19 protein-coding genes are annotated in these 25,996 nt (G+C 68.6%); 9 read left to right on the top strand and 10 right to left on the bottom strand.

The annotated features are described in order from the left end of the window. Positions 1-84 precede the first annotated feature (84 nt). Positions 85-690, top strand: coding sequence for a PepSY domain-containing protein (locus IEY94_RS08680; protein WP_189169568.1), 606 nt, complete (start codon positions 85-87; stop codon positions 688-690). 150 nt (positions 691-840) lie between these two features. Here the strand turns inward: IEY94_RS08680 and IEY94_RS08675 are convergent, their stop codons facing one another. Continuing rightward, positions 841-1,470, bottom strand: a complete 630-nt coding sequence (locus tag IEY94_RS08675; RefSeq protein WP_189169567.1) for a class I SAM-dependent methyltransferase — start codon at positions 1,468-1,470, stop codon at positions 841-843. A gap of 238 nt (positions 1,471-1,708) precedes the next feature. On the opposite strand from IEY94_RS08675, the gene IEY94_RS08670 reads away from it, so the two are divergent. Beyond that, a complete protein-coding gene (locus IEY94_RS08670; RefSeq protein ID WP_189169566.1) occupies positions 1,709-2,776 on the top strand; it encodes a beta propeller repeat protein in 1,068 nt (355 codons plus the stop codon). 76 nt (positions 2,777-2,852) lie between these two features. Here IEY94_RS08670 and IEY94_RS08665 read toward each other — a convergent pair whose 3' ends face one another. Both IEY94_RS08665 and IEY94_RS08660 read right to left on the bottom strand, forming a co-directional pair. Continuing rightward, positions 2,853-3,197 carry a hypothetical protein gene (locus tag IEY94_RS08665; protein ID WP_189169565.1) on the bottom strand — a complete coding sequence of 115 codons (345 nt, stop codon included), beginning with the start codon at positions 3,195-3,197 and terminating at the stop codon, positions 2,853-2,855. A gap of 106 nt (positions 3,198-3,303) precedes the next feature. Continuing rightward, positions 3,304-3,894 carry a hypothetical protein gene (locus tag IEY94_RS08660; RefSeq protein ID WP_189169564.1) on the bottom strand — a complete coding sequence of 197 codons (591 nt, stop codon included), beginning with the start codon at positions 3,892-3,894 and terminating at the stop codon, positions 3,304-3,306. A gap of 186 nt (positions 3,895-4,080) precedes the next feature. Between IEY94_RS08660 and IEY94_RS08655 the strand changes: the two genes are divergently transcribed. Continuing rightward, positions 4,081-4,338 carry a hypothetical protein gene (locus IEY94_RS08655; RefSeq protein WP_189169563.1) on the top strand — a complete coding sequence of 86 codons (258 nt, stop codon included), beginning with the start codon at positions 4,081-4,083 and terminating at the stop codon, positions 4,336-4,338. Continuing rightward, the gene (locus IEY94_RS08650) at positions 4,335-4,967 is read left to right on the top strand and encodes a DUF2637 domain-containing protein (protein WP_229783448.1); all 633 of its coding nucleotides are present in this window, start codon (positions 4,335-4,337) and stop codon (positions 4,965-4,967) included. Before IEY94_RS08655 ends, IEY94_RS08650 begins: the two co-directional genes overlap by 4 nt. 800 nt (positions 4,968-5,767) lie before the next feature. On the opposite strand, the gene IEY94_RS08645 is transcribed toward IEY94_RS08650, so the two are convergent. Together IEY94_RS08645 and IEY94_RS08640 are read right to left on the bottom strand one after the other, a co-directional pair. Then, a complete protein-coding gene (locus IEY94_RS08645) occupies positions 5,768-6,445 on the bottom strand; it encodes a hypothetical protein (RefSeq protein ID WP_229783447.1) in 678 nt (225 codons plus the stop codon). 158 nt (positions 6,446-6,603) lie between these two features. Then, the gene (locus IEY94_RS08640; protein ID WP_189169562.1) at positions 6,604-10,659 is read right to left on the bottom strand and encodes a PDDEXK-like endonuclease domain-containing protein; all 4,056 of its coding nucleotides are present in this window, start codon (positions 10,657-10,659) and stop codon (positions 6,604-6,606) included. A gap of 379 nt (positions 10,660-11,038) precedes the next feature. Here IEY94_RS08640 and IEY94_RS08635 point away from each other — a divergent pair, with 379 nt between their 5' ends. Next, a complete protein-coding gene (locus tag IEY94_RS08635; protein ID WP_189169561.1) occupies positions 11,039-11,686 on the top strand; it encodes an HAD family hydrolase in 648 nt (215 codons plus the stop codon). 75 nt (positions 11,687-11,761) lie between these two features. Beyond that, positions 11,762-12,781 carry a tryptophan--tRNA ligase gene (locus IEY94_RS08630; protein ID WP_189169560.1) on the top strand — a complete coding sequence of 340 codons (1,020 nt, stop codon included), beginning with the start codon at positions 11,762-11,764 and terminating at the stop codon, positions 12,779-12,781. 12 nt (positions 12,782-12,793) lie between these two features. On the opposite strand, the gene IEY94_RS08625 is transcribed toward IEY94_RS08630, so the two are convergent. The 4 genes from IEY94_RS08625 to IEY94_RS08610 are packed head-to-tail and all read right to left on the bottom strand — an operon-like array spanning position 12,794 to position 16,580. Continuing rightward, the gene (locus tag IEY94_RS08625) at positions 12,794-13,804 is read right to left on the bottom strand and encodes an NAD(P)/FAD-dependent oxidoreductase (protein ID WP_189169559.1); all 1,011 of its coding nucleotides are present in this window, start codon (positions 13,802-13,804) and stop codon (positions 12,794-12,796) included. Then, complete coding sequence (locus tag IEY94_RS08620) at positions 13,797-14,669, bottom strand: NAD-dependent epimerase/dehydratase family protein (protein WP_189169558.1); 873 nt, start codon at positions 14,667-14,669, stop codon at positions 13,797-13,799. The genes IEY94_RS08625 and IEY94_RS08620 overlap by 8 nt, the downstream gene beginning before the upstream one ends. Continuing rightward, a complete protein-coding gene (locus IEY94_RS08615; protein WP_189169557.1) occupies positions 14,666-15,658 on the bottom strand; it encodes a nucleotidyl transferase family protein in 993 nt (330 codons plus the stop codon). Before IEY94_RS08615 ends, IEY94_RS08620 begins: the two co-directional genes overlap by 4 nt. 10 nt (positions 15,659-15,668) lie before the next feature. Beyond that, positions 15,669-16,580, bottom strand: coding sequence for a hypothetical protein (locus tag IEY94_RS08610; RefSeq protein WP_189169556.1), 912 nt, complete (start codon positions 16,578-16,580; stop codon positions 15,669-15,671). A 413-nt stretch (positions 16,581-16,993) separates the two neighbouring features. Between IEY94_RS08610 and IEY94_RS08605 the strand changes: the two genes are divergently transcribed. The 3 genes from IEY94_RS08605 to IEY94_RS08595 are packed head-to-tail and all read left to right on the top strand — an operon-like array spanning position 16,994 to position 19,396. Further along, the gene (locus IEY94_RS08605; RefSeq protein ID WP_229783446.1) at positions 16,994-18,199 is read left to right on the top strand and encodes a helix-turn-helix domain-containing protein; all 1,206 of its coding nucleotides are present in this window, start codon (positions 16,994-16,996) and stop codon (positions 18,197-18,199) included. Positions 18,200-18,203: 4 nt separating this feature from the next. Then, positions 18,204-18,923, top strand: a complete 720-nt coding sequence (locus IEY94_RS08600; RefSeq protein WP_189169555.1) for a creatininase family protein — start codon at positions 18,204-18,206, stop codon at positions 18,921-18,923. 14 nt (positions 18,924-18,937) lie between these two features. Then, a complete protein-coding gene (locus tag IEY94_RS08595; protein WP_229783445.1) occupies positions 18,938-19,396 on the top strand; it encodes a GNAT family N-acetyltransferase in 459 nt (152 codons plus the stop codon). Here IEY94_RS08595 and IEY94_RS08590 read toward each other — a convergent pair whose 3' ends face one another. Continuing rightward, a complete protein-coding gene (locus IEY94_RS08590) occupies positions 19,397-25,618 on the bottom strand; it encodes a P-loop NTPase family protein (RefSeq protein WP_189169553.1) in 6,222 nt (2,073 codons plus the stop codon). It lies immediately after the preceding gene. Positions 25,619-25,996: the final 378 nt, after the last annotated feature.

Here is a 25,996-nt window from a genome sequence, read left to right as displayed (position 1 = left end):
CGCCGTTAGCCATCGACGAACGCGCCGCTAGGGTGCGCCGGCGCAGGCTGTGCCCAGAACCGAGAACCCCTGGAGGTGGGCACGATGAAGAAGTCGATCCTGATCGGTACGGCAGCGGCCGGCATCGCCGCGGCGGCGGCCCTCACGGCGACGGTGGCGCTGGCGGACCCGCCGGCCACCCCGGTGGCCGCCGAGCTGGTGGCCAGCCCCGACGACACCCCGACCGCGGACGCGACCCCGACCGGCGACGCCACGCCGTCGACCGGCGCGACGGACGACAGCGGCCGCGGCCGCCCCGGCGACGACAACCCTACCGGCGACGACCCCGGCGCGACCGCGCCGCGCAAGCCGGCCGCCGGCCGCGCGGTGAGCAGCGCGGCGGCCGGCCGGATCGCGGTCGCCCGGCTCGGCGGCGGCACGGTCAGCCGGGTGGAGTCGGAGTGGGAGCACGGCAGGGCGGTGTGGAGCGTCCGGATCGTCCGCAACGGGGCGCGGTACGACGTGGACGTGGTGAAGGCGACCGGCGCGGTCTCCCGGCTGCGGGCCAAGGACGGCGGCGATGACCGCGGGCGGGGCCGGGGTCGGGGCAGCGACGACGGCGGGCGCGGGCACCACGGCGCGGACGACAGCGGGCACCACGGCGGGCGCGGGCGGGGCGGGGACGACCACCCGCACGGCGACGACCACTGAGCCTTTTCCGCACCGCCGACGGCGGGCCACCCCGGGGGTCGGGATGGCCCGCCGTCGCGCGTGCACCCGTCCGTGTTCGTACTGGTTGCGCTGTTCGGGCAGCTCTCGGTTCGATGCCGGGTGCCGTCCGGGCGCCGGTCGGGGCGCCGGTCAGCCGGTGCGGCGGGCGGACAGGATCGCGCCGTTCCTGCTCTCCGGCGAGGTCACGGTGGTGCGCGCGTCCACGGCGAAGCCGGCGGCGTGCAGGCGGTCGGCCAGCTCGCGCGGCTCGCGCCGGTGCACGCGAACCCGCATCGGGTGGCCGCCGTACCCCTCGGTCTTCAGGCTGCTCCCCGTACCGGCGTGAAAGGCGACGAGGAGTCGTCCGCCGGTGCGCAGGACGCGGCGGAGGTCGGTCAGGACGCCGTCCAGTTCCCGGTCGGGTACGTGGATGAGCGAGTACCACGCGACCAGGCCGGCGGTCGACGCGTCGGCCAGCGGGAGGTGGGTCATCGAGCCGACGGCGAACGGCAGGTGCGGGTGTGTGCGGCGGGCTGTGCGGATCATGGCGGGGGACAGGTCGATGCCGAATGCCCGCATGCCGCGGTCGTGCAGGTACGCGGTGATCCGGCCGGGGCCGCAGCCGATGTCCCCCACGGGTCCGCGGCCGGTGCGTTCGGCGAAGGTGTTCAGCGCGCCGCGTTCGTGGGGGGAGTCGGCGAGGAGGTCGTGGAGCAGGGTGGCGTAGCTCTCGGCGACGGTGTCGTACGACGTCCTGGTTTCGGTGAGCCAGTCCTCCATGACCGGCCACGGTACGGGTCGGATTTCGTTCGTGCGGGTTTCGGGCGGCGGGAGGGGGTGGGTGACCGGCAGGGGCGGTCAGGCTTGATCCCCTGCCGGGTCACCCACCCCCTCCCGCCTCGTGTTGCCCGGTTCGGGTCAGTGTGCTCGGGCCGTTGGGTGTGTCGTGGTGGGACCCGGTGTCGGATTGCTGACGGGAGGCGGGTGTGCGGGTGTGATGCGGCCTACATTCGCGACCATGACTCGCTTATCGCGCTCCGTATCTGCCGCTGCCCTGAGCGCACTGGCGCTCGCGACCCTCGCGACGCCGGCGCACGCGGGGGGCGCCGGCCCCGCCTGGGAACCCCTGACGACCGGGTCCGACGCCAGCCTGCGGGGGCTGTCCGTGGTCAACAGCAAGGTCGTCTGGGCCGGGGGCTCGGGCGGCACCATCCTGCGTACGGTCGACGGCGGCGGCGCCTGGCAGAGGGTCGGCCCTACCGTGGCCGACGCCGCCGCGCTCGACTTCCGGGACGTCGAGGCCGTCGACGAGCGGCGGGCGATCGCGCTGGCCTCGGGCGACGGCCCGGAGTCGCGCATCTACCGCACCGAGGACGGCGGTGCATCGTGGACGGAGGCGTTCCGCGGCGCCGCCGGCTCCTTCTGGGACTGCATGACCTTCTTCGACGCCGACCAGCGCCGCGGCCTGGCCGTCGCCGACCCGGTCGACGGCCGCTTCCCGCTGATCAGCACCGCCGACGGCGGCCGCACGTGGCAGCCGCTGCCCGCCGCGAGCCTGCCGGCGACCACGGCGAAGGACGAGGCGCCGTTCGCGTTCACCGGCTCCTGCCTGGTCGCCCCGGAGGACGGCCCGGCCGGTACGGCGGTCTTCGCCACCGGCATCGGCGCCTCCAACTACTACCGGACGGCCGACCACGGCGCGACGTGGTCCGTCCAGCCGACCGGCTTCCCGGCGAACGAGACCAGCGGGGTGTTCAGCCTGGCGTTCCGCAAGGGCAAGGGCGTCGCGGTGGGCGGCAACGGCGCGTCGCACGCGGGCGGCGCGGCGTCCTGGACGGGCGACAACGGCCGGACCTGGCAGCCGGCCACCGCCAAGCCGGTGGAGCACCGGTCGTCGGCGGCGTGGGCGACGGACAGCATCGTGCTGGGGGTCGGGCTGTTCACCAGCGACCTGAGCACGGACGCGGGGCGGACGTGGTCGACGTTCGACAAGACGGCTTACCGCGCGGTGGACTGCTCCCGGGCGGGAGCCTGCTTCGCCACCGGCGACGCCGGCCGCGCCGCCGTCCTCACCGGCCTCCGCTGACGGCGAGGGCTGAAGCGGCCTGTCGATGGCGACGGGCCGCTGAGCCCCGCTCGCGGTCCGGTTCGAGGGGCCCCGATCAGCTCGGATGCGCGGGCCGCGGCCGTTCGCCGCGGCGGGCGGCCTCCCGCGCGAGGTGGTCGCGCCCGGCCGGGTCGAGCCCCGACCGGCCCGTCCAGGTCGCGCGGGTGAGGGCCAGGCCCAGCAGCATCGCGCCGGCGGCCGCGACGACCGGGACCAGGTGGCCCACGTCGACGTACCCGACCACGAGGTGCCCGGCGATCGCCGCCGTCAGCGACACCGCCCCCGTCACCGCGAGCGTCTCCCACAGCGCCCGGCTCGCCCGCCCGCACCACACGCAGGTCAGCGCCACCAGCCCGGTCAGCGCCACCGCCGCCCCGAAGCCCACCCGGTCGTGCGCCATGAGCGGTACCAGGCGCGGGCTGACGGCCTCCAGGTCCGCCGCGGACAGCCCGATGTACGCCAGGTCTCCGCCGGTACGAAGGTGTCGGTGAGCCCGACGGCGAGGATCACGACGCCGGCGACCGCCGTCCGCCCGCCCCGGCGAGCAGCGTCGCCCGGCCGAGGGCGGCCAGCGTGGTGAACTCGGGGAGTCGCCCGTCGGCCACCATCGACAGTGGACCGCGCCACGGCCGCACCGACCGCCGGCTGCGCACCATCCCGACGACGAAGATGACCAGCAGGAGCGCGGTACCGACGGCGTGCCAGGTGTCGAGGTAGCCATAGTCGAGGTACGTCAGGAAGCTCGCGAAGCCGGCCGCCCCGCTCGCGGCCAGGATCCACCAGGCCCACGCGGCGCCGCGCCGCAGCGGGAAGAGCACCAGGTACGCGTACAGGCCGCCGATGGCGAACAGCGCGCCGCCGAACGCCGCCCGGTCGTGGATCAGGAAGCCGACCACCCGGCAGTCGGCGAGCGCGCACAGCTCGTCCGGCGTGATGCCGAGGTACCACACGTCGTGCGGGAGGAACTGCCCGGTCGCCGCCAGGAAGACGGCGAAGCCGCCGGCGAACATCAGGCCGGCGGCGGTCAGCAGGAGCGGCGGCCGGCCGTCGCCGATCGCCGTCCGCAGGAGTCCTCGGGCCTCGTCGCCGCCGTCCACAGGCGCAGCGTAGCCCGATCCGCGCCCGTACCGGTTCGGAGTGGCGGGATGCCGACCATCCGGCGCCCGGACCGCAGGACGGGGCGGGGTGGGCCGAAGGCGTCACCATGCGAACACCACGACCACGGTCACGGGTGACCCGATTCCCCTACCTATGGTCGGCTCTGCCCGGCGGGGTGGTGCCCGATGAACGACCCTCTCACCCGATTGCTAAAGATCGACCTGTTTGCCGAACAAGTGAAGCATATGGCCTTCGCCGATCCGGCGATTGCGGTGCACAGCAAGATCGTGACAGAGATGATCCGTCAGCTCCACCTCGCGCTGGCGGGTCCGGACCCCCAGATCCTCGACGAGGGCTACACGACGGACGAGGGCTACGCGATGTTCGTGCGGGTGATGCGCCTGCTGAACCAGTTCCTGCCGCCCGAGGACCGTCGCCGGTGAGCGGCCCGACCGTGCGGTCGCGGCGTCAGGGCGACAGGTTGCAGATGTCCGCTGGTCTCACGGTGGTGGGGCTGGCGGGCATCGCCGCGGCGATCTCGTACGGGCACATGGCGGTGTTGGCCGAGCGGCACGGTGAGATCGGCTGGCGGGCGCACATGTTCCCGCTGTCGGTGGACGGGCTGGAGATCGTCGCGTCGATCGTGCTGCTGGCTGACCGGAGGGCCGGTCGACGCTCGGGCTGGCTGCCGTGGGCGGCGCTGGTCGCCGGCACCGCTGCCAGCCTGTCGGCGAACGTGGCGGTCGGCGGGTCGGACTGGGTGGGCAAGGCGGTCGCCGGGTGGCCCGCGCTGGCGCTGCTGCTCGCCGTAAAGCTGCTCTTCAGCCTCCTCGACAACGGGCCCGGCGGCGAGGTGGCTCCCGACACGCGTCCCGCCCCGGAAGCGGCGGTTGCCGGGACGGCGGCCTTGTCGCCCAGCCAGTGGGTGGGACGAAGTATCAGCACTCGTCCCGGGATCACGGCTGGCGAGGTCGCCGTCGAGTTGGGCGTTTCGAAACGGCACGCCCGCCGCTTGCTGGCCGCCCACGCACCCCACGATTCAACTCTGCATACTCACGACGCCGTTGACTGACCCGTCCGGAGGGTTCATTTCGAAGGCCATCGGAACCTCTGGAGCTCGGCGCGACGTCACAATCGGTGGCGATAGCTCACCTTTGGGCGTCCGCTCTCGCCGCATCCAGGCTGTGACTTGCATCACCCAATCGCCGGACCCACCCGTACCTATCCGGACTGAGCCGCACCCACCCGGACGCGATCGGACAGTCGACCTTCGCACCCCTGCTGACCTGCGGAAACAGTGCCTTCCCAAGGGTAGGTGATCGAGCTACGCTGATCAATCACAGGCCAGGTCTAACGCCACTTGCCCGAGCGCCACGAAAGCGCCGGGGTGCGCGCAGCCAGCCTCGATCTAGCCGGCTTCGCCGGCCTGTTTGCCTTCGCCGCGCCACCGACAGCGGCGAGCTACAGGCGCCGACCCGGAATTGCCGATCATCAGCCAACACCGGGCTGCGTTACGCCTGCGCTCATACCCCGGATCCCACGACGCCGCCCTGGCGATGTCAGGGCAGTCCGGCCGTAGACAACACCATAGTGACCATCCACTCACGGCCTCCGCTGCTGCAGCCCGTCCGGCCCGGACCACTTCACCAGCACCTCAAGCGGGGGCCGTCGACCCGAGGGTCGGATGGGCCAGTGCCGACCACGCCACGCTGTTCGTGCCCGGCGCCCAGGTGCGCTTCACCGGCACGGGTTGTCGACCAGCGCCGAGGCTCCACTACAGGAAGATGGAACCGTCTACGAGCCGAGTCAGGTCGATCTGTCAGTTGCTGGCCGGCGCGTTAGCCGGCCAGCAACTGAGTGGCGACTTCTTGATTAGGAAGCCGACTCCAGATCATTGAGCAGGGCATGTACAGGCGCCCAACACATCCGCACGGTGTCTAGATCGGGCACGAGCCCGTACTCGATCTGGCTGCGAGGGTGGACGAAGTTCCGGTAGTCCCTGACCTTCTCCATGAAGTCCTTGGCGTCGGTTTGTACCCACTTCTTGCGATGTGCGTGCTGCAGTAGGAGATGAAGCCCCGCACGGTCGGCCGGAACCCGCCGGCCACGCCCGTCCACTAGGCCACTCTTTCGCACAGCTTCGTCGCGATCGGTCACGACGACGTGTAGCAACCCTTCCACGAAGCTGCCGATGCCGATGATCGCCAGTGCGTAAGCGCCATTGCTTTGACAGATTGACGCTTCGTCAGCCCGCGCCAGCAGGATGTCGACCGCCGTGCTGCGCCCGGATAGTCGCCGCACTCGCTCGTGGAGGTCGGGCGGCGGCCCATAGAGAGGGACATCGCTGGACTGGCTGAGTTCCCCCAGCACTGGACGCCCGCCGACGTAGGTGACCGAATACGCCTCAGGGCGAAGGATGCGGTTCAGCTCCTGTGCTATCGGCTCGGCGGCCTCCATGCCGCCGTCGTACTCCAGCGGATCACAGATCCGACAGAGCAGCCGGTCGAGCGCGGCGGCATCGTCGGCATGGGAACCTAGTTCTTCCGTCAACCAGGGGATACGTGGCGAGCCGTCGTACTGCGGATTGCCCGGCCACCGTACCCGAGATAGAAATCTCTCTATCTGCGATCCTGTCCGCTCGTAAGGTCCGTCTGCGTCGCAGACAAGGCGCGCGACGCGCTCCAGCGTTAGGGGGTCTAGAGCAATCATCACGAGATCTCCCAGTCGGCGCGCTGCTGCGCGATTTCAAGAGCGTCACTCAAGCGTTGGGTGATGACCGAGCCCCGCTTACGGAAGCCGAGCTCGGTCATGGCCTCCTGCAGGCGTTCATCCCGATCACGCTGAAGCTGGTCGCTCACTAGCCAGATACAAATCCGTACCAGTTCTTCACGGGTGTACTCGGTGATACGCAGGCCGACCGGCACGTCGGGCCGCGGCCCACGGCGGGACGCTGGCGGAACCGGTGGATCACCTTGCCGCGGCAAGGCCGCAACGACTTGAGACCTCGCGGCGTGGTCGGCGCGATCCACGGCCTCCTTCCACCGAGCGACAATCCTGGCTGTTTGACCTGCCCGGTCCAGGTACCAGTCCGTCGACCAGATTCGGTGGAACTCCCACCCAAGTCGTTCCAGATGTTGTTGACGCAGCCGGTCCCGGTCCCGAGCACTGCCCGCCTGGTGGTAGGAGTGACCGTCAGTCTCCACAGCGAGGACCATGCGGCCGGGCTGCTCCGGGTGGGCAAGGGCTAGGTCGATTCGATAGCCAGAGACTCCCCACTGCGGCACGGCGCTGATGCCCTCTTGCTGAAGGGCCTCCAGGACACTCCGTTCGAGGCCGTTGAGCTCGACCTGGGTGTGCTCTCGCCCGCCGAGGTGGCCACCGAGGTCAACGAATTCTAGGTAGCGGCGGAGTAGTTCGGGCCCGCGGTTCTTCGTCGCTGCGGTCTGGTTCGGGTCCATGTCGTGATGCGAAAAGGCGCTTACTACCGTCATCCGACTTCGCGCACGGGTGACCGCGACGTTAAGGCGTCGCTCACCACCTTCCTGATTTAGCGGGCCGAACCTGAGCGGTAGTCGACCGTCTCGCGTCTTGGCGTAGCCGATGCTCAGAATGATGGCATCTCGCTCGTCGCCTTGAACGTTCTCAAGACTCTTGATGAAGAATCGCTGACTGGCGAGCTTCTCCTGCGAGAAGTAGTCATCGAGGTGGTCGTTCTCCCGGCGTCGACTGCGTAGGATCGCCTCGATCCGCAAGGCATGCTTCTGACCCATGGTGATGACGCCCAAGCTTTCGTTCGGCCGCTGCTCGACATGCTCGAGAACAAGGTCGACCACGCGATTGACCTCTTCGGCAGATGAGCCGCTCTGCCCGGGGGCTACGCGCCCGTCGACGGTCTCCAAACGCAGCGGGCTATCGACCTGAACGCCAGGGAAGGTAACCAGCGAGCTGTTGTAGATCTCAACGTTGGAGAACGCGATCAGGCGCTCGTCTCGACTGCGGTAGTGCCAAGAGAGGCGGTGCCTGTCGGAGATCAGACCGCCCAAGACGTCGAGCACGGACTCGTAGTCATCAAGGCTCTCGTCGCCGAAATCGTCGTCGTCGCCAGGAAGTGCCTGCTGAACAAGGCGCCGGAAGAACGGTGTTGGAGGGAGTTGCTTCGGATCGCCAGCCACAACGAGTTGGGTGCCACGCATGATCGAGGTGACCGCGTCGTGTGGCTCAATCTGGCTCGCCTCGTCAAAGATGATCACATCGAATGATCGCTCGGGCGGTAGGATCCGGCTGACCACAAGTGGCGACATTGCCCAGCACGGAAACGCGGCGAGGAGCACCTCCGGTGCACTGCTGAGCAGCTTCCGTAGAGAAAGGTGACGGCTCTTCTTGGCCGCCTCCCGACGGACCAAGCCGTTCTGGTCGGGATAGGCATCCCGCGCCTTACGCAGGTTAACTGCCACGTTGCGGCGCACATGCCTTGCAGCCATTTCAATGTGCCGGCTATCGGCAGTGCGGAAGTCCTGGACCACCGTCGAATGCTGCTGTCCGACGAAATGACCGAGATCTGGGATACGCGTGCGCATCTCATCGAGGATCACCTGTAGCCAGGAACGCTGCAACGTGGCGACTGCTTCGCCGCTCGAGACGCTACGTGCGGCTAGGTCATCAAGCATGTATCCCAACCCCAAGGAGCGGAAGAGCCCCCGTTGCTCGTTAAGGTCGGGCATCAAGAACAAGGTTTCGCGGTCGGCATTCAATTCTGCGACGGTGTCCGTAGCGGTGTTGGTTGAGCCACGCTCGAGTCCCTCGATCTGCACACACGCTGCTACCGCGGCGAGGTGGTTCCGCACCTTCGCGAAGGACGACTTGCAAGGGTCGGCACCGGCCAAAGCCGTGGGTGCGCTGTCCTGTCTGCTGAGCTTGCGCCACCGCTCACGCTGGTCCACCGCTGCCGCCAAGCCCAAGTGTTTCTCGGATCGTCGCCGCGGAGCGGCCGGACAACTGCGCCTCAACTCGCGGCGTAGCCGGAGGCGACGGATCAACCCCAGCGCCTCCGGTCGAGGTGGTCGCTTTCGGGATGGTGCCGTTGCATAGACGAAGTCGTCCAGATTCGGGCCGAACGCGGACTCGCCGAAGGTTGCGATTGTGCGCTCGACTTCGCTGAGGAGGTCAAACATTTCCTCCCATGCAGCAAGGTCATCTGGTACCTCGAGCCCTGCCTGGTCGACCAACTCTCGCACCTGGCGCTGGGTGCCCTGCAGAGCGCCGGAAGCAAGTCCATCGAGATGTGCCAGCACCCTGTCCACGTCATCCGGGGTGTGGACTGCAGCCCGCGCCCACGGCGACTCTCCCCGCCAGATCCTCAGTCCACCACGATCTACGAACGTCCGCAGCTTCTCCTGTGTGGACTCCAGCTCTAATCGGTCTAGCTTGCGCAGTCCGGAGGCGCGCAGGTTGTATCCGCTGACGTCACAGGCTGGGAGTGTGAGCAGCTGTTCGATAACCTGAAACGCGCTCATGCCCCAGGGTTGCCGTTCCTCATGCAGCACAGCTGGGTGCCGTATCGCCGTCGCCCGACGGTTGTGTAGGCGGCGGTGCAGCTCGCGGGTGTCGACGGGCGGCTCAGCGCCGGCTTGAGTGAGGACGTCGGCGATTCGCTGCGCGACCTGCCGCTTACTGATCTTGCGGTCGTGAAGGTCGAACACCAGGTTGTCGAGTCCCACGTCGCCGAGGCGGTTCATCACCGCCTCGATGGCAGCCCGCTTCTCGGAGACGAACAGCACGCTGCGACCCATCGCGGCCATGTAGGCGATGATGTTCGCGATCGTCTGGCTCTTGCCAGTGCCCGGCGGACCCTCGATAACCACATGACGGCCGGACAGCACCGCGTCAATCGCCTGCTGCTGAGACGAATCCGCGTCGTGAACGAGGAACTCCTTGGCCGGCTCGATCCGATCCGCGCTGGAGCTGGGCCCCAGGGCAGGCTCGGTGCGCAGCTCTTCCCGAGCATCGCCATCGCCGGCCATGGCGCAGATCACCGCATGCGATGCCAACAGCTCCGCGGAGTTGCGTAGATCCTCGACCATCGGCAACTTGTCGAAGCTGAAGACGCCGGCCACCACCGCTGGCTCGAGCCGGAGAGACAGGTGACTGGGCGCAACTGCCTCAGCGATCACGTCGTAGGTCGTGCGCAGCTGCTGGTCCGGGTCAGCGAGTTCGGACAACATCGCGCCCAGCCTGTCGCCGAGGGCGCTGATGTCCGCCTCCACGCCGTACTGCCTCTCCAGGGCGTATAGGAGGACGGGGTTGATCTCGGGTGAGTCCGACAGCTCCAGCGTGAAGTCGTTCTCAGTTGCCGTCCTGCTGTCAAGCGCAAGCTGGTACAGGATCAGCGGCGCCCGCAGCGGGGGCATCGGTACTGACCCACGCGTATGCGAGCCGACCATGCAGACCAGGCCGCGGGCCACCCAGCCGGCCTCGATGCCCTGCTCCTCCTCCAGCTCGACCAGCTTTCGACGAAGGCTGCGGGCCGTGTTGCAGGCCTTGTTGTGACGGTCTTGGTCGGGGAACAGTGTCCGCAGGCGGACCTTCTGCCCTCGCAACAGGTCGGCGACGGCATCGGCGGCCGCATCGGCAAGATCAAGAGTGGTACTCTGTCGGTCCTTGAAGTAGAGCAACGTGTTGCGCGGGCCGAAGTCGATCAGTTGATCTGCCCACCTGCCGGCGGCCTGCTGGACGAGGTTGAGCACATCCGGTTGGGTCAACAGCATCCCGTCTCCAAGTCAGTCGACGTCCCCAGTGCTGATGCGCCGAGCCGTCGGCCCGAGGCAAAGCCTTTCAGGATAGCGCATACGGCATGTCGCCTCACCTCTGAACAACCAACAATGTCGGCACAGGACGCGGGCGACAAGCCCTCGGCCTGTCGATCGACGCCGTCCATCGCGTACAGCGTCGAGCGACACCGGGTTGCTGTGCTAGAAGTGCACCCGTGGGATCAGTCCAACGAGGAGTGTCCATAGAGGCAGGACAAGGCGGGCGAGGTGACACTTTGCGGGTAAACTTCACATTTCGCGGCGGTGTTCTGATGCGGCCTGGACCCACTCGACCAGTGCTGCGGGGTGGGATTCGGCCGATGCCCGGCAGGACTGCATGAGCATCCAGCCCAGTCTTGATCTAGTGATCTTCGACTGCGACGGTGTGCTGGTCGACAGCGAGCCGATCGTCCTCGGGGTAATGGCGGAGCGGATGCGGCGGCTCGGTATCGCGATCACCGATGCGGAGTGCGCTCGAGATTTCGCGGGGCTCACCCAGAACGCTACGGCGGATCTGATCGCCGGTCGGCTCGGCGCACCGGTGGCGCGGCGCTGGTTCGACGATCTCACGCTGGCCGTGGACAGGGCGCTGGCCGAGCGGGTCCAGCCGGTTCCGGGCATCACCGCGGTTCTCGACCGATTGACGATCCCGTACTGTGCGGCCTCGAACGGGCGACCGGAGAAGGTTGCGCTGACCCTGGCGGCTACGGGGCTCGCTGGCTACTTCCACGGTCGGGTGTTTACGTCGGCGCAGGTCTCACGCGGGAAGCCAGCCCCGGATCTGTTCCTGCTCGCAGCGAAAAGCATGCTCGTGGCACCGGAGCGCTGCGTGGTGATCGAGGACAGCGAGACAGGCGTCTCGGCAGCGAGAGCAGCTGGGATGCGGGTTCTCCGCTACGAGACCGGCGCTCCGGGCCACGGTGCTGACGGCGGGTTCAGCAGGATGGAGGATCTGCCGAAGTTGCTGGGCCTGCCGACGCCTTGATCGCCGCGCCGCAGGACGCGAGGAGGCCCGATATCGGGCAGAGCCGAAGCGACGTCCCACGGTACAGTCGCGGACATGGGTTCGACGGCGCGTAAGGTCTCGCTCACCGGCATCAAGCCGACGGGCGAGCCGCATCTTGGCAACTACATCGGCGCGATCCTGCCGGCCCTGGAACTGGCCGACAGCTACGACTCGGTGTACTTCATCGCCGACTACCACGCGCTGACGACCATCCGCGACCGCGACCTCCTACGGCACTACACCCGATCGGTTGCTGCGACCTGGCTGGCGGCCGGGCTGGACCCGGACCGGACGACGTTCTACCGACAGTCTGACCTCACGGAGACGTTCGAGCTTGCCTGGGTGCTGTCCTGCGTGACCGGCAAGGGCCTGATGAACCGCGCGCACGCCTACAAGGCGGTGCGCGACCGCAACCGCGAGGCAGGCAAGGACGACCTCGACGCCGGCGTCAACATGGGCCTGTTCAACTACCCGGTCCTGATGGCCGTCGACATCCTGATCATGGACGCCGACGTGGTCCCGGTCGGCCGCGACCAGCTCCAGCACGTCGAGTACGCCGCCGACATCGCCGGCGCGTTCAACGCCGTCTACGGCGAGCGGTTCGCCTTCAAGGTCCCCGCGCCGATTGTTCCCGCGGAGGGGACGGCGCACACGTTGCCGGGCACCGACGGGCGGAAGATGAGCAAGTCCTACGGCAACACGATCCCGCTGTTCGCTCCCGAGGCCGCCCTGCGCAAGACCATACGACGCATCCCGACCGACAGCGTCCCGGTTGAGGCGCCAAAGGATCCGGACTCCTCGGCGGTGTTCACGCTGCTGGAGCGTTTCGGCGATCCCGCGGTCGTGGCCGAGACCAGGGCGGCGCTGCTCGCCGGCGGGGTCGGCTGGGGCGACGTGAAGAACCACCTCGCCGAGGCGCTGATCACCCGGTTCTCGCCGCTGCGGGACCGGTACGAAGCGCTGATCGCGCCGGGCAGCGAGCTGGACGACCTGCTCGCCCACGGCGCGGACAAAGCGCGGAAGCAGACCCGGCCGCTACTGGAGCGGGTGCGCGACGCCATCGGCATCGGCTGAGCGACGTCGCGGTCAGGCGATAGCGTCGATGACCTGATCGGCGCAGTGCCAGGCGGTGGTCCACTTGCCGGGAAGCGCGACGATCAGGTTCGCCGCCGGGGACCAGCCCGCAAGCGGGCCGCGGAGGTCCATGATGAGGGCCGACGGGTCCGCCCCTGCTTCGCCTGGCTCGCACACGGTGCCCCAGCGCAGGCTGAGGCTTTCGGCGGCCATGCCGCGCTGTGCAAGCGCGGCATGGAGCCGGGCGTATTCGGCTTCGGTGGTGCCGTAGCGGCCGGCGGTGCCGGGAAGGCCGACTCGGGCGCCGTCTCGGTCCGGGCTGATCGCCAGCATGTCGCCGTCCAACCAGTAGGTCAGCGTTCCGGAGGTTGCTTGCGGGAGCCGACCCCAGGCGATGCGGCGGGTCCGGAGCGTATTCCCGATCCCGGCATGAGCCAGGAGGGCCGGGGTGTCGGCTCCCGTCGCCAGGACGATCGTGCGGAACCGAGGACCGACGCCTGCCGTGACGAGCGTGGTGCTGGGATCCCGGCGGACGGTGACGTCGTATCCGGTTGCCGTTCGCACGCCGCTCGCCCGGGCGAGGTCTAGGAGGCTGGCGCGCAGGGCCGGCAGATGCACGCTGTGGTCCGGGATGCGGAAGGCAGCCACCGCGTGCCCGAATGGGTCCGCCGTACGGGGGTCGACTTCCGCGACATCGATGCCGAGCGTGTGCCACGCGGCACGGTATCGGTCAACGGTGTCGGGGACGCGGAACAACGCCAATCCGTGGGCTCCACCGGCCCGTGCCGGCCCGATGAGGTCGTACCAGCGATGGCGGTACTGCCAGCATGCCTGTGCGACGGCGGGCAGGACCGGCGCGTAGACGGCGCCGGAGTGCAGCTGGCCGAAGTTGTCGCCGGAGGTGCCTGGCCGTCCGTCGCCGACGCACTGCACGGACAGGCCACGGCGCGCCGCGGTGATGGCGACGGCCAGGCCACAGATGCCTGCCCCGACGACGAGAACGTCAACGCTGTCGTCACGCATGGGTCGCTCCTGGGCTGGTGACGGCGAGCCCGGAGTCCCGGTCGTCAGTCACGGTGAGGTGGTAGCGGTGGGCGAAGCGGCGTACCAGTTCCGGTGGAGCGAGGTGGTGGTCAACGAGACTTCGGAGTCGCTGGGGCGTCAGGCGCAGGCGGCTGTGGGCCGCCGCCCTGTGGGCCTGCATCGAGTTACGCCGTAGGAGCAGGCTGCGCAGGTGGGCGATAGCTGCGGATCTCTCACCCCGCGGCGCGGCCGCGTTGGAGCACGCGGCCCTACCACGAAGGGCAGGGATACGCAGCGAAAAGCCTGCCGGCGGTTGCAGACTGCTCTCGAACAACGCGGTGGCGGCCTCGCTGAAGACGCACGTGCCCGCGACCGCCGGGGCGGCGGCTAGTTGAGGTAGGAGCAATGCGACGCCGGACAGGCCGGAGCGCGCATACGTGATCACCTGCCGTCGCTTGGCAAGCCCGTAGGGTGTCTGGAGAAGTCCCGGTGCGAGTACAGCCGTGGTGCTTGCGGCGATCAGGCCGCACCACCGACTCCTCGCTGCCAGGTGCGAATGCAGACGCAGCACGGTCGTCGTTACGCCGTCGATGCTTCGGCGCATGGCATCGACGCCGCTGCGATCGAGCGCGCTGTCGACCAACCAGACATGCCGGTGTCCGGCGGTCAAGCGGTCCACTGCGGTCACCATCCGGACTTGGTCCCGGTGATCGGCCAGGTCCGCGGCGATCCACAGGCCGTTCTGCAGCGCCTCGGGCCGGGTGCGGCTGACCGCGACGACCTCAAAGCCAGCCGCGAGGTACAGCGGAAGTGCAGCGGTGCCGAGCCGCCCGGAGGCTCCGAGCAGGACGACGGTCCTGGTCACGGCGCACACCGGCGCCATGCCTCGGCGAAAGTGGTGAAGGTGTCACAGAACTCCCGGCGAACGTCGGTCCAGGGACCGGGCAGTTCGCCGCGTTCAGCACATGCCTGGCGTGCTTCGTCGACCTCTTGGACGGCCCAGCCGCTGCTCAGCTCGATGGCCGACAGCAGGGCGGCTTGGCTCGCGTCGTCGTCGCTCAGCACCCGTTCGGCGATCTCGTCCGGGGCCATGTTGAGGTGGATGCTGGAGGCCGGAATGCTCTTGGACATCTTCGGGTAGCCGGCGAGCCCTTCGAGTACCCGGAAGTAGAGGGCACCGATCCGGCCGTTCCAGTCCAGGCTCAGCTCACCGGCGGCGGCCTGCCGATCGAGCACCAGCCTGGCGAGGTCGGTGAAGTACGCCTCTTCCATCCCGGAGACCATCAGCACGCTGGACGCGCCGGAATCGAATGGGCCGAGTACGTCGGCGACGGTGTACAGCGAGTCGACGACCACACCGATCTCGCTGCCGAGGAGCCCGTGGTCGGCGTACAGCTCCAGCAGACTCTCCCGGTGCTGCTGAAAGTCGGCGCGAGACAGGTACCGGGCGACCCGGCCAGCACGGACAAGGTTGTCGTGGTCAAGGTGCGAGCGCAGCCCCGCCGTCTCCGGATCGAGGCCAAGCTCGATCAAGAACGCCGACATCTGGTCCCGGACGCGAATCAGCACCGGCCAGGGGACGTTGCGCGAGTTCCATGCACCGAGGTCGGAGATGACGACCGTCATGGGCGCCTTGAGTCGTCGTTGCAACTCGACAGCGCCGAGCATGACTGACAGCGTTCCGGCGGTCGGCGCGTTGGTGGGACCGAATCCGGTGACGACGGCGAGTCCGTCGCGCTGCGCGGTGTCCAGCACCGCAACTGCGTCGTCGATGTGGGTGAACCGGCCGGCGGTCGGGCCGAGGTCTCCGGCCACCGCCGCCGCGGTAGCCGGATCGATGAGGTCAGCAGGCATCTCGGGCTCCCTATCGGGCGTCGGTGAGGGTCGTCAGGAGTCGCATGGCGCGGCCAGACCGGCGCGCGTCGCGGACCCGCCCTGCCGCCTCGAATGGGCCCCAGTACGCACCACTGGCCTCGACGACCAGAGCGGCGTTCGCTTCCACGAGCCGGGTGGTGGGTGTGTCCGGGCCGGCGGCCAGAGCATGGGCAACGAGGGTGGCGTTGGCGCCGTGGGTGGACCGATGTGCGACAGCTCGCCGCCATGAGGCGGTCGGCGGAGCGCCGCGGCGCAGGTCGCTGGTGATGACTCCGGCCACCTGTCGGGCCAACCTCAGCACGCCGACGTCGCCGTACTCGTCGATGGTCTCGCCGGGGGACAGTTCCGTTGAGACGACGAGGCCGGTGTCGAGGTCGGGCCGGATGCGTCGCAGCGCGGCGGCGGCGAGCGTGACGTCGTTGTGCGCCAGGCCGAGTACGTAGCCGCGGGCTCGTACACACATGGTGGCGACTGGCATGAAGAAGCTGGCGGGGTTCAGCACGTCGAAGACGCCGTCGTACCGCGCCGCGTAGCTAGGGCAGAACTGCGGATAAGGAACGAAGGCGATGCCGTACCGGTCCAGCGCCTGCGGAATGGTCGCCGGATCTGGTACTGGCCGGATGCCCAGTGATTCGAGGATGTCGGTGGCGCCCGAGACTGCCGACACCGACCGCGAGATTCCCTTGACGACCGGTGCCCCAGCCGCGGCGGCGAGGATGGCGGCAGCGGTGCTGACGTTAAAGGTCTTGAACTGCTCCTTGCCGCTGCCTGCCACGACCACTGTGCTGTCGGGTACGTGAATGAGGCGAGCGGCACAGGTGGCGAGGACCGGGTCGAACTCCGTGATGACCCGCCACCAGTCGTGGAGGGTCCGGGGTCCCAGCCGGTCCGTCCGGAGCAACTCGGCACACCATCGGCGCCAACGGGTGTCGGAGGCCGGAGAGGCGTCGCGCAACAGCGCCTGGAGGGACTCCCGAGACCAAACGGCGGCAGGGACGTCGAGGGCTCGGGCGTTCAACGGGTCCACCGCGTACCCAAGGTGGTGATTCGCTGGGAACGGCGGCGCACGGGTCGAGGTGCCCCAGGTCCGTGCATCGACAGGTGATTCCATGATCGTTTGGTTCGGCGAGTCATCGGCGCCTCCTCATCGCTGTAGCCCTGAGCGGGGCGACGGCTGTGTGGCGGCGACGCTATGGCGGTCCATGGGGTGTGGATCAGTCCTCGGTAGGGGTCCATGCTGGACTCCCCCTGCGTTCCGACCCAGGACTACGATCGGCCTGCCTCCCACGGAGGCTGACGTCGAGGAGGGCAGGGGTGGCCGCTCCGGAACTGGATCCGACCTGGTGGGCCGCGGCCGAATTCGAAGGTGTGCCGCTACGTCAGGCACTCGCCGGCCATCAAATCGGGCTACTTTTTCGCTTCCTCCGCAGCCGAGGAGTTTCGAGGGCACGAATCGCCCGACACACCGGGCTCAGCGAGACCCGCGTCCGGGCGATCTCCCAAGGCGCCCAGCGAGTGTCCTCGTACGAAGTCCTGGAACGGCTGGCCGAGGGCCTACGAATCCCGCGCCACCTGCTTGGCATCAGCTTCGACCCGCCGCCACCCACCCGCGAGCCCCTCCTCCCGCGGGCGACGGAGAACGACGTCTCTGCTTGGAACAGCTTGCTGCCTCTGGTCGCAGCCGCCACGGCCGACCGCGGGCTCGGCGACAGTCGCGGCGTGGTGCTCGGGCAGCTTCGGCTGATCACCCAGGCATGCGCCCGCGCCCCGGCGAAGCTCCGTTCGAACTTGCTGGTCGTCGAGGCCCGCTGGTTGGAGTTCTTGGCATGGATAGAGGACAACCGACGGGCCTACGCCGACGCCAACCGACATCTCAGGCGTGCGTTCGACCTGGCCACGGCCGCAGGTGACGACACCGTGGCTGCGTACGTACTGATGCGGCGCAGCCAGCAGGCCATCGAGCATCTCGACCCTGCAGGGGGCATCGCGCTCGCTCAGCAGGCGCAGCTTGCGGGTATTGCCCTGCCCGATCGAGTGCGGGCACTCGCGATCGTCCGCGAGGCCGAAGGACACGCGCTCACCGGCGACGACCGGGACTGCCTCTCCGCCCTGGACCGCGCTGGGCACCTCCTGCAGGAGCCCTCGGGCGACGACCCTCTCGCCGGTCACTGCACCGCCGTCTACGTCTCGGCTCACAGGGCCCGCTGCCTGCAACTTCTAGGACGCGCCGACGCCGCCGCGGAAGAACTCCACGCCCTTCTCGCCAACCAGTCGGCCATGCCCGTGGACCAGGCGCTCTGGTTCGCCTGGCTCGCCGATGCTTACGCCGCGCAGCACGAGGTCGATGCCGCAGCTGTAGCCGGACTGCGCGCGCTCGACCTGGCGAGCACAGCCGGATCGGCCCGCGCTCTCCGGGCCATCGCCCCGACCGCTCAGGCGCTGCGCCGACACCGCGGCGTAAGCACGGTCGACCAGTTCCTCGCCAACCACCGACAGACCGCCAGCACCTGGAAGGATTGAGCCCGTGGACCTCATCTCGACCGCCACCAGCGCCGACGAGGCACAGCGGGCCTCGGACGTCGCGGTGCTACCGATCGGCAGCTTCGAACAGCACGGCGAGCACCTGCCGCTGGCCACCGACACCATCATCGCCAGCAGCATCGCCAACGCAGTCGCCGCCGCCTATGGGCTGTTCCTGCTACCGCCGATCACGATCTCCTGCTCACACGAGCATTCCGCCTGGCCCGGCACCCTAAGCATCAGCCACCGGACGCTCAGCGCCATGATCAACGATATCGCCGACTCGCTCCGGCGATCCGGCGTCCACAGGCTCGCACTGGTTAACGGCCACGGCGGCAACTACGTCCTGTCGAACATCGTGCAGGAGGCGAACATCGCCAGGCCGGCGATGACGCTGTTTCCCACCCGCGACGACTGGCACGCCGCCCGTGCTGCCGCCGGGCTAGCCTCCACGTCACACGACGACATGCACGGCGGTGAGCTGGAGGTATCGATCCTTCGACACGTAATCCCGAAGCTGGCGCCACACTCCGTAGACGAGGACGACCACCTCAGCGGTGAACGCAGCCTGCTCCTGGTCCACGGCATGGCCGCATACACCAAGTCCGGAATCATCGGACAGCCATCACTGGCAACGGCTGCCAAAGGCGAGGCGCTTCTCGCCAGCTTGGTCCGCGGGTTCAGCACACACCTCGACGCGCTCCGCGGCCCCGACCGGTCCTGATGAAGGTCGTACCCATGCGACAGCAGGACATCGCGGAGGTCATCGAGCTGATGAGTCTCGGTGAGCCGTACATCCGGCCTCGCACAGCGTCTGACTACTGGCTCTACGCGAAGCTGTTCTCCTCCACCTGCCCGCTCGCGTTCGTCAATGACCATTTGGCCGGCGCGGTCTTTGCCTTCCGCAGCCAGGACGATCCCACCGACGTCTACATCCAGGACGTCATGGTTCACCCCGACCACCGCCGCGAAGGCATCGCGTCGGCACTGCTCACAGGGGTTGGGGACCGAGCCCGCGGCTGGGGCTGCCAGCGCCTCTACTTGACGTCCGAGCCGGACAACGGCGCCGCGCACCGTGCGTGGCTGACCCTCGGCTACACCAACGTTCCCGGCGATCTCAAGATCGGCGACGTGCACGTCCACGCGGACTACAAAGGGCCGGGCAAGGACCGCGCGGTCTACGAGTACCGGCTCTAATCAGCACGGCTCGGTGATCGAGATGCAGTAGCGGCTGCTCTCTGCCGCTGGTCGGTCGTCGCGAGGCCGGGCCGGTAGGGTCCGCCGGACGAGGAGGCTACGCCGCAGCGGCCCGAACGCTTGGCGAAGCTCAGCGAGTCCGGTATCGCTCAGGACTACCTGCCAGCCCTCGGCGCAATAGGCTTGGCTGGGTGGTTGATGGGTGAGTTGTCCGCGGGCGCGGCGAATTGAGCGTGCCCGCCAGCCTCCGTCGTCGCCGTGCCAGCAGAAGGGCTCGGTCAGGTCGGGTGTCCAGGCGAGGTGATGGCCGACCGCGGGGTGGAGTGCGAGCCAGTGGTACCACGGCGGGTCGGTGTCCCTTTCCCATCCCTCGACAACCAGTTGCTGGTCTGCCCAGGCCAGGTATCGAGCCCGGGAGTAGTCGGTTGCGGGCGCCAGGCTCGTTTCCCAGAGTTCCCGGGGAGGCAGCACGATGCCGCCCGCTTCAACTAGCCCGTGCGCGGCCCGGATAGTCCGGCGCTCTTCGGGCAACTCCCACTCCAACCGGACCCACTCGGTGGACTCGGCCAGTACGTATTTCGACGCCAGCTCCACCGCGGTCGCGTAGGTCCGTGCAGCGTCCTCGGTCTGCCTGCACCAGCCCCGCACGTCGTAGCTGGCGTCGGTGGGTGCGCGCCACGGCGCAGGTGTCGTGTCGTCCAGCGGCTCCGGAACGACGTGCACCAGCACTTCATCGATGAGCCCGAGCGCGTACGAAGGGGCGGCGACGACATCGCCATCGAGGGATTCAGCGTCGACCAGCTCGGCGAGAACCAACCCGAGCGCGCGGCGACCAGCCATGAACGCCCACGGGCGGTAACCATGGCGCTGCCCTCGGGTCTCCAGACGAGTTGCATGTGCTTGGTGCCCGCCCTGCAACCACGGCAGGTCGAGTGCTGTCGCGATGGTTGAGGCGCGGTGCAGGACCGCTATCTCCGGCAGTCCTGCAACCCTGGCCGCAAGGCGAAGTGGCTCATCGAACGGCGCGACGATCTGCTGCGGGTCGTGCATGTCGATCATTGGAACCCCGCGGCTGTCCGGTTCGGGCGCGGCGCGCTCTCGCAGCGGGGGTAGGGCCAGTTCGTAGGTGCGTGCCAGTGGGCGCAACGCGGGCACGGCGGCGGTGAGCCCATGGCGCTCGCATAGCCGACGGGCCAGGTCGCGACATATGGCGTCATCTGATGCAGCCGCCGTTTCGATTGACTCCGCGAGTGCCGGCGACAGCGCCGCCCGCGGCGGGCCGTTGACGGCCAGGGTGTGCAGCGCGGCCTCTGCTTGCCACCCACCGAGACTGATGGACTCGGCGAGCACGGTCCCCGCTTCCGGGAGCGCCATCTTGAGTCCAGTGTTCAGGACGCGCCTGGCGCCGAAATCGCGTGGCCGAACGGGATGTCCGAAGTAGCCCGCGACCCATCGCAGCAGTGCCTCCGCTGGTGTGCCGGCAGCAGCAACTGGCTCGTCCGGGCCGGGCACCTGGTGGACTGGTGGCGCATAGACGTCTAGGTGTTCCGCCACCTGTGACCAGGCGGATGCGACTGCGCCTTCGCCGGCGATCGTCTCGAGGATCCGGCGCAGGTCAGTGGGCTCGATCTGCCCCGACAAGGCACCGGTAGACAATGCCCCGGCAAGGTCGGATGCCGCCAGTCGTGCGATGGTCGGATCACGGTGCCGCAGTGCGGCCCGCAGCAGGTTGAGGCGGCTGCCACCGTCGTAGTGGCGGATCCAGCCGTAGGCCGGGGTGCGGGCTAGGGCGTCGGCGAGCGCCTCTGCGGCGGCCTCGGCCAGGCCGGCTCGTGCGGCAATCGCGGCGATCCCACCAAGGGCCTCGCCGTCCATGCGCAGCCGGCTCGCTTCCTTCAGCAACGCCCCGGCAACGGCAGGCGTCACCTCATGGCTAGCCGCTGCCTCGACCGCGCGACCCCAGTCGCGGTGTTCGCCGCCCGGGTGCGGGGTGCGGCGCATCTCAGTCAACAACGCTGTAACGCTCGTTGCGGACACCGCCGGCACCGGGCTTTCGCCACGTTCGGTTGACGCGGCAGGTGGACCAGCGCTGTTGGCGGAGGTGCGGCTGTCGGCGTCCTCGGGCACCGACCACACCGCGATGGCACCGTCGATGGTGGCGACCGCCTGCGGCGTTTGCGGATCCAGGCGCTGCTCGATCGCCCGGCGCACGTCGTGGGAGGGCTGCTTGCGAAGCGGGATGAGCAGTTCCGCGGCCGCTATGGCGGCGAGTTCGACCGGCACTTGCGGGTCGCGTGTACCTCCCAGCAGCACAGCCTCGACCGCGTCGTCCTCGTCGAGAATGCCGGATTCGCACAAGGCCTCTGCCAGTGCCGTGCTCAGAGCGGGGTCAGCCGGCCATACCATTTGGACAAGCAGTGCGGCGGCCTCGGCGATGTCCCCGTCGGCGTCGTTCGCCGCGACTAGCCGGCCCGCGTACCTGCGGGCAGCCTCGAGGAACTCTTCGCGCTCCAGCATGTTGTCGGCGGCAGCGCTCAGCCAGTCGAGCCAGGCGGTCAGCTGTCGGTCGTCGTGATGGATTCCTGGACCCCAAGACGCGCGCAGCGCTGACCGGACCGCCTCCTCCGCCCGCTGCAAGTTCCCAGCCTTGCTCCACGCTTTCGCCTGATCGAGCCAGACCTCAGCCAGGTCGTGCGGTCCGGCGGTCCACCCCGCGATGGCGGTGTCGAGCCGTTCAAGGTGGTCCCGCACTCGATCGATGACAACATCGGCCCTCGCAAAGGACAGAACAGCGCGCAGGGCATGCAACTGCCTCCGCGGCGACCAGTACTTGACTCGATGCGGGTCTTCCCATGCGGCAGCAAACCGGTCCAGGAGCGCCTGGACAGCATCCGGTCCACTAGCCGCGGCAAGTCGGGTCAGCCGCCGAAATAGCCCGGGCGCCGCGTCCGAGACGGAGTGCCAACCCGTCCAGTCCCGTGTCTGGTGATTCGGCACCTCGAGCAGGCGAGTGATCGGATCGGCCTCAGCAGCGACACTTGGTGCGCTCCCACGGCCGATGTTGGCTGCGGCCTGGCGTCCCTCCAATTGCGCGAGGGTGCGTAGGGCAAGCCGGAACCGTTCGGTTCCGGCGTCACGCGACTCGGAGACCGGTGACAGGGCGCCCGTGGGGGTGGTGCCGCCGGTCGCAGCCCTTAGGACGCGCAGCCTAGCCAGGTCGATGAACGTCTGGAACGGCGTCAACCCGTCCCGGCCCGACAGCACGGACGGCCATGCAGCGACGGTATCCGGCGGCACGAGCAGATCGACTTCGGGCGCGTCGGCTAGACCGCTAGCGATGAGCATGTCCACGGCCGTGAGGCGAAGGCCGAGCGGGACCCCACCGGGGCGCGTTGGTGAGGCATCTTCCTCATCTTCGTCGTCTCGCTCAACCGTGTTCAGCGAGACGATCTCGCGGCTCCAATGCAAGACGGAGCTCCTATCGCCGTCCTTCCAGGCGGCGACCGCGTGCACAACCCGGGCCCGTGCGCGCCAACCCAAGGGCGACTCCCGGTCGATCCTGTCCCGCAGTGTCGTCAGGGCTGCCTCTTCACGGACTTCGTTGAGCAGATCGAAACACCGGGCCAGCATCACCTGGCGCGCCGACCTTGTCTGGGCGATGCGTTCCTCCTGATCACGTCGGCGACGCTCGGCAGCCCACTTCGTCTCGTCATCGAGCGCCCCCGACAGGGCATCCGGCTCAGCGTCGGCGGTTGGAACCCGCAGCTGGTCATCGAGCTGCGCGAGAACCTCGTCCAAGCCGGAAACCTGGAGTGTTACCTCGGCCCAGTCGGCGGCGCTCCCGGGCTTGTCGCGCACGACCTCAGTCAGGCTGCCGGCAGCGCGGAGAATCTGCGCTGCCGCCTCGATGGATCCCGCACGGGCGAAACGAACAGCGGACTTCAAAGCCGCCTCGATCGGCACTCGCAAGAGACCAGCCGCCACGACGTGCTCGAGAGCTCGCTCGGGCGGCCCCATGTAGACCATCACGCCGGCAAGCTTCTCGGGGCGGATGACCATCTCCCGCTGACAAATCTCGTTATGAAACAGCAGCATCCGGACGAGGTTGGCGTGATCACCAGTATCGGCAGCTGCACGCAACGCGAGCCGCGCCTGGTCTCGCACGACGGCGATCGGGCGCAGCGCCAAGATCTTGTCCCGCAGCAGCCTCGGTGTCGCCAGGTCGATCACCCGCGCGTAGTCCCTTGCCAGGTACCGATGCGCCAGCTCCTCATCCCGGTACAGCAGCCAGCGCTGATCGGAGCGCCCGCAGACGTCGGCCAGCGCGACGTGCAACGCCCGATCCCGCTCGCCGTCGAACGTCCCGGCAACTCGCGACGTCTCCTCCATGAGGAACCGGCGAAAGCTGTTGTGGATGAACCGCCACACCGTTCCCTCACGGCGAAAGAACGTCGCCGTTCTTTGAACGAACGCCTCAAGTACCGGCGTCGCGACCCATGTCTTGAGCCACTCAAGATCCACCGGTGTGCGCAGCCGGGCCACCGCGGCCAAGACGTCGAGCAATTCACGGTCATCGCCAACGGCGAGCAGATAGCCGCGGTATCGCACCCCGACCTCGCTGCCGTACGCCGAGGCATCGCTCAGCAGCGTATCCACGGCCAAGCTCCGTAGCTGCGAATCAGGCTCCGCGGACTCCAGCGCCGCGAGATCCTGCAGGAGGTAGGTCAACGCAAGCGGGTGACCCTCGCTGGCCGCAACTAGGCGTTCGCGCTGCCCGGGAAGCAGCCAATCGCCCGGTCCGGCGGCGTCGGCCAGCGTAAGCACCTCATCCGGCGCCAGCGGCGGCAGCTCGACCGTCCGATCCTCGACGGTCAACGCCTCACGGATCGGCCGCGGCAGGATGCCGGTCGTCTGCGTGCCGAGCACGACGAACACGCCCTCCGGCAGCCCCACCGGTGAAGGCAACTCCTCTAGAAGCGACCGCGACGGGTTCTGCTCGCGCGGGATGTGGTCGAGCCCATCGACCACGATGACAGTCGCCTCCTCGCTATCCCGCCACCGCTCGCCGGCCTCGGAAAGCTGCGCCTGCAGCACGGCACGCTGGCTGCGCAGGTCGTTGCCGTAGCCGCGACGACGGAAGCCGACCCCTTCCAGCGCGAGACTCACGTCGTGAAGGAAGCTGTCGGCCTCACCGCGCCCACTCAGCGGATCGGAGGCGTCGGGAACAAACGCGTAGTACCGGACAATCCGCCGCTTCGGCCAGGTCAAGCTGGCCAGCAACGTCGACTTGCCCGCACCGGCCGGACCGACCAGTGCCACGTAGCCGCCCGTCAGTTCGTCGAGCCGTACCTGCAGTTGCCGCCGGGCGGCCTCGTTCGCCGTATAGACAGTGGGTACTGGGAAGGTATGTCGATTCCGGTAGCGGAGCCTGTCGGTCCAGCCAAGCCGTTCGAACAGCGCCTCGCGGCTAAGCTGCATCGGTCTGGCCGGGTCAGCTACCAGCGCCTGCAGCGTCGCGGCGAGGTGCTCCAGGTCTTCGTCTCGGGGGGCCTCGTCCGGGCGCAGCAGCGGATCTTCGACCGCAGGGCCGAAGTGCAGGTCCAGGTCGCCGACGAATGCGGCGAACGCATCGGCGTCCAGGCCGGTCGCGACGCGCAGTGCCTCCCACGCGGACTGCCAGGCGGTCGCCTCAGGCAGCGCCGCGACTTGCGACCAACTGCCGTCGCCACGGCGTAGGCGCTCCCGAAGCGGCATCCAAGACCTGGCTAAGAACGCGGCGAAATGCCGCGGCGGCAGCGCTGAACTGGACGCCAGGGCAGAGCCTTTGCGCGGTGCGGCTGCCGAGGGGTTCTCGTTGCTCCATAGCCCGATCTCGAGCGGTCCCGACCAGGTCTCACGGATGCGCTGCCAGGCTTGCGCGAGGCGTGCGACAAGCGGTGGCGCATCTTTCGAAGCATTGACCAGTTCGGCCCAGCCGAAGGTGCTGGGGTACTGCGCCCACTTGACCTGCAGGGCGTACCGAGTCCCTCCGGCCTGGAACTGAAAATCGTCCGCGGCTCCCGCATCGGGATCCGCGACTCGAATCCACTCCAGGGTAGTGATCTTTGCGCGTACGGTCCGCGCAGCCAGCCTGTACTGGCCGCTGAACCCGACGACGGCGGCGCGCTCACCTTCGGCTGGACGCGGGCCGCCGTTGTCGACCCTGGGCCGGTCTGGATGCACGCAATCATTGTCGCCTGGTCCCCACACAGTGGAAGTGTGACACCCGGATCCCGCCGTCTGAGACCGACCTGCGTCACCACCCGGAGCCGCATCGATCGTCCGCTCCTCGGGACGGACTTCGTCACCCATGATCGAGTGCCACGTCGCTCTTCGGGATCGGCCGTTGCGCAGGAGCTGCTCGGCGGCCTAGGCGAGCCGGCAAGTCCGGCCGGGCCGGACACACCGCGGCGGTTCGACCGGGGCTGACCACGTTCGTCCGACAGCCCGACGGCAGCTACCACCGCGACCACTAACACCACCGCAACGTGCTGCTCAACACCTCGAACCTTCCGGCACCCCTCCGGGACCATGCTGTGAGAGCAACGATCGGCAGCCCTT

Source organism: Pilimelia anulata (assembly GCF_014647895.1).
In the GTDB taxonomy this organism is placed as follows: Bacteria; Actinomycetota; Actinomycetes; order Mycobacteriales; family Micromonosporaceae; genus Pilimelia; species Pilimelia anulata.
The sequence above is the reverse complement of the archived record's forward strand: the minus strand, read 5'-3'. Positions and strand labels throughout refer to the sequence as shown.

Coding starts and splice junctions, on each gene's coding strand:
- IEY94_RS08680 (WP_189169568.1), top strand. CDS start 85: ATGAAGAAGTCGATCCTGATCGGTACGGCAGCGGCCGGCATCGCCGCG.
- IEY94_RS08675 (WP_189169567.1), bottom strand. CDS start 1,470: ATGGAGGACTGGCTCACCGAAACCAGGACGTCGTACGACACCGTCGCC.
- IEY94_RS08670 (WP_189169566.1), top strand. CDS start 1,709: ATGACTCGCTTATCGCGCTCCGTATCTGCCGCTGCCCTGAGCGCACTG.
- IEY94_RS08665 (WP_189169565.1), bottom strand. CDS start 3,197: ATGGCGCACGACCGGGTGGGCTTCGGGGCGGCGGTGGCGCTGACCGGG.
- IEY94_RS08655 (WP_189169563.1), top strand. CDS start 4,081: ATGAACGACCCTCTCACCCGATTGCTAAAGATCGACCTGTTTGCCGAA.
- IEY94_RS08640 (WP_189169562.1), bottom strand. CDS start 10,659: ATGCTGTTGACCCAACCGGATGTGCTCAACCTCGTCCAGCAGGCCGCC.
- IEY94_RS08635 (WP_189169561.1), top strand. CDS start 11,039: ATGAGCATCCAGCCCAGTCTTGATCTAGTGATCTTCGACTGCGACGGT.
- IEY94_RS08630 (WP_189169560.1), top strand. CDS start 11,762: ATGGGTTCGACGGCGCGTAAGGTCTCGCTCACCGGCATCAAGCCGACG.
- IEY94_RS08625 (WP_189169559.1), bottom strand. CDS start 13,804: ATGCGTGACGACAGCGTTGACGTTCTCGTCGTCGGGGCAGGCATCTGT.
- IEY94_RS08615 (WP_189169557.1), bottom strand. CDS start 15,658: ATGCCTGCTGACCTCATCGATCCGGCTACCGCGGCGGCGGTGGCCGGA.
- IEY94_RS08595 (WP_229783445.1), top strand. CDS start 18,938: ATGCGACAGCAGGACATCGCGGAGGTCATCGAGCTGATGAGTCTCGGT.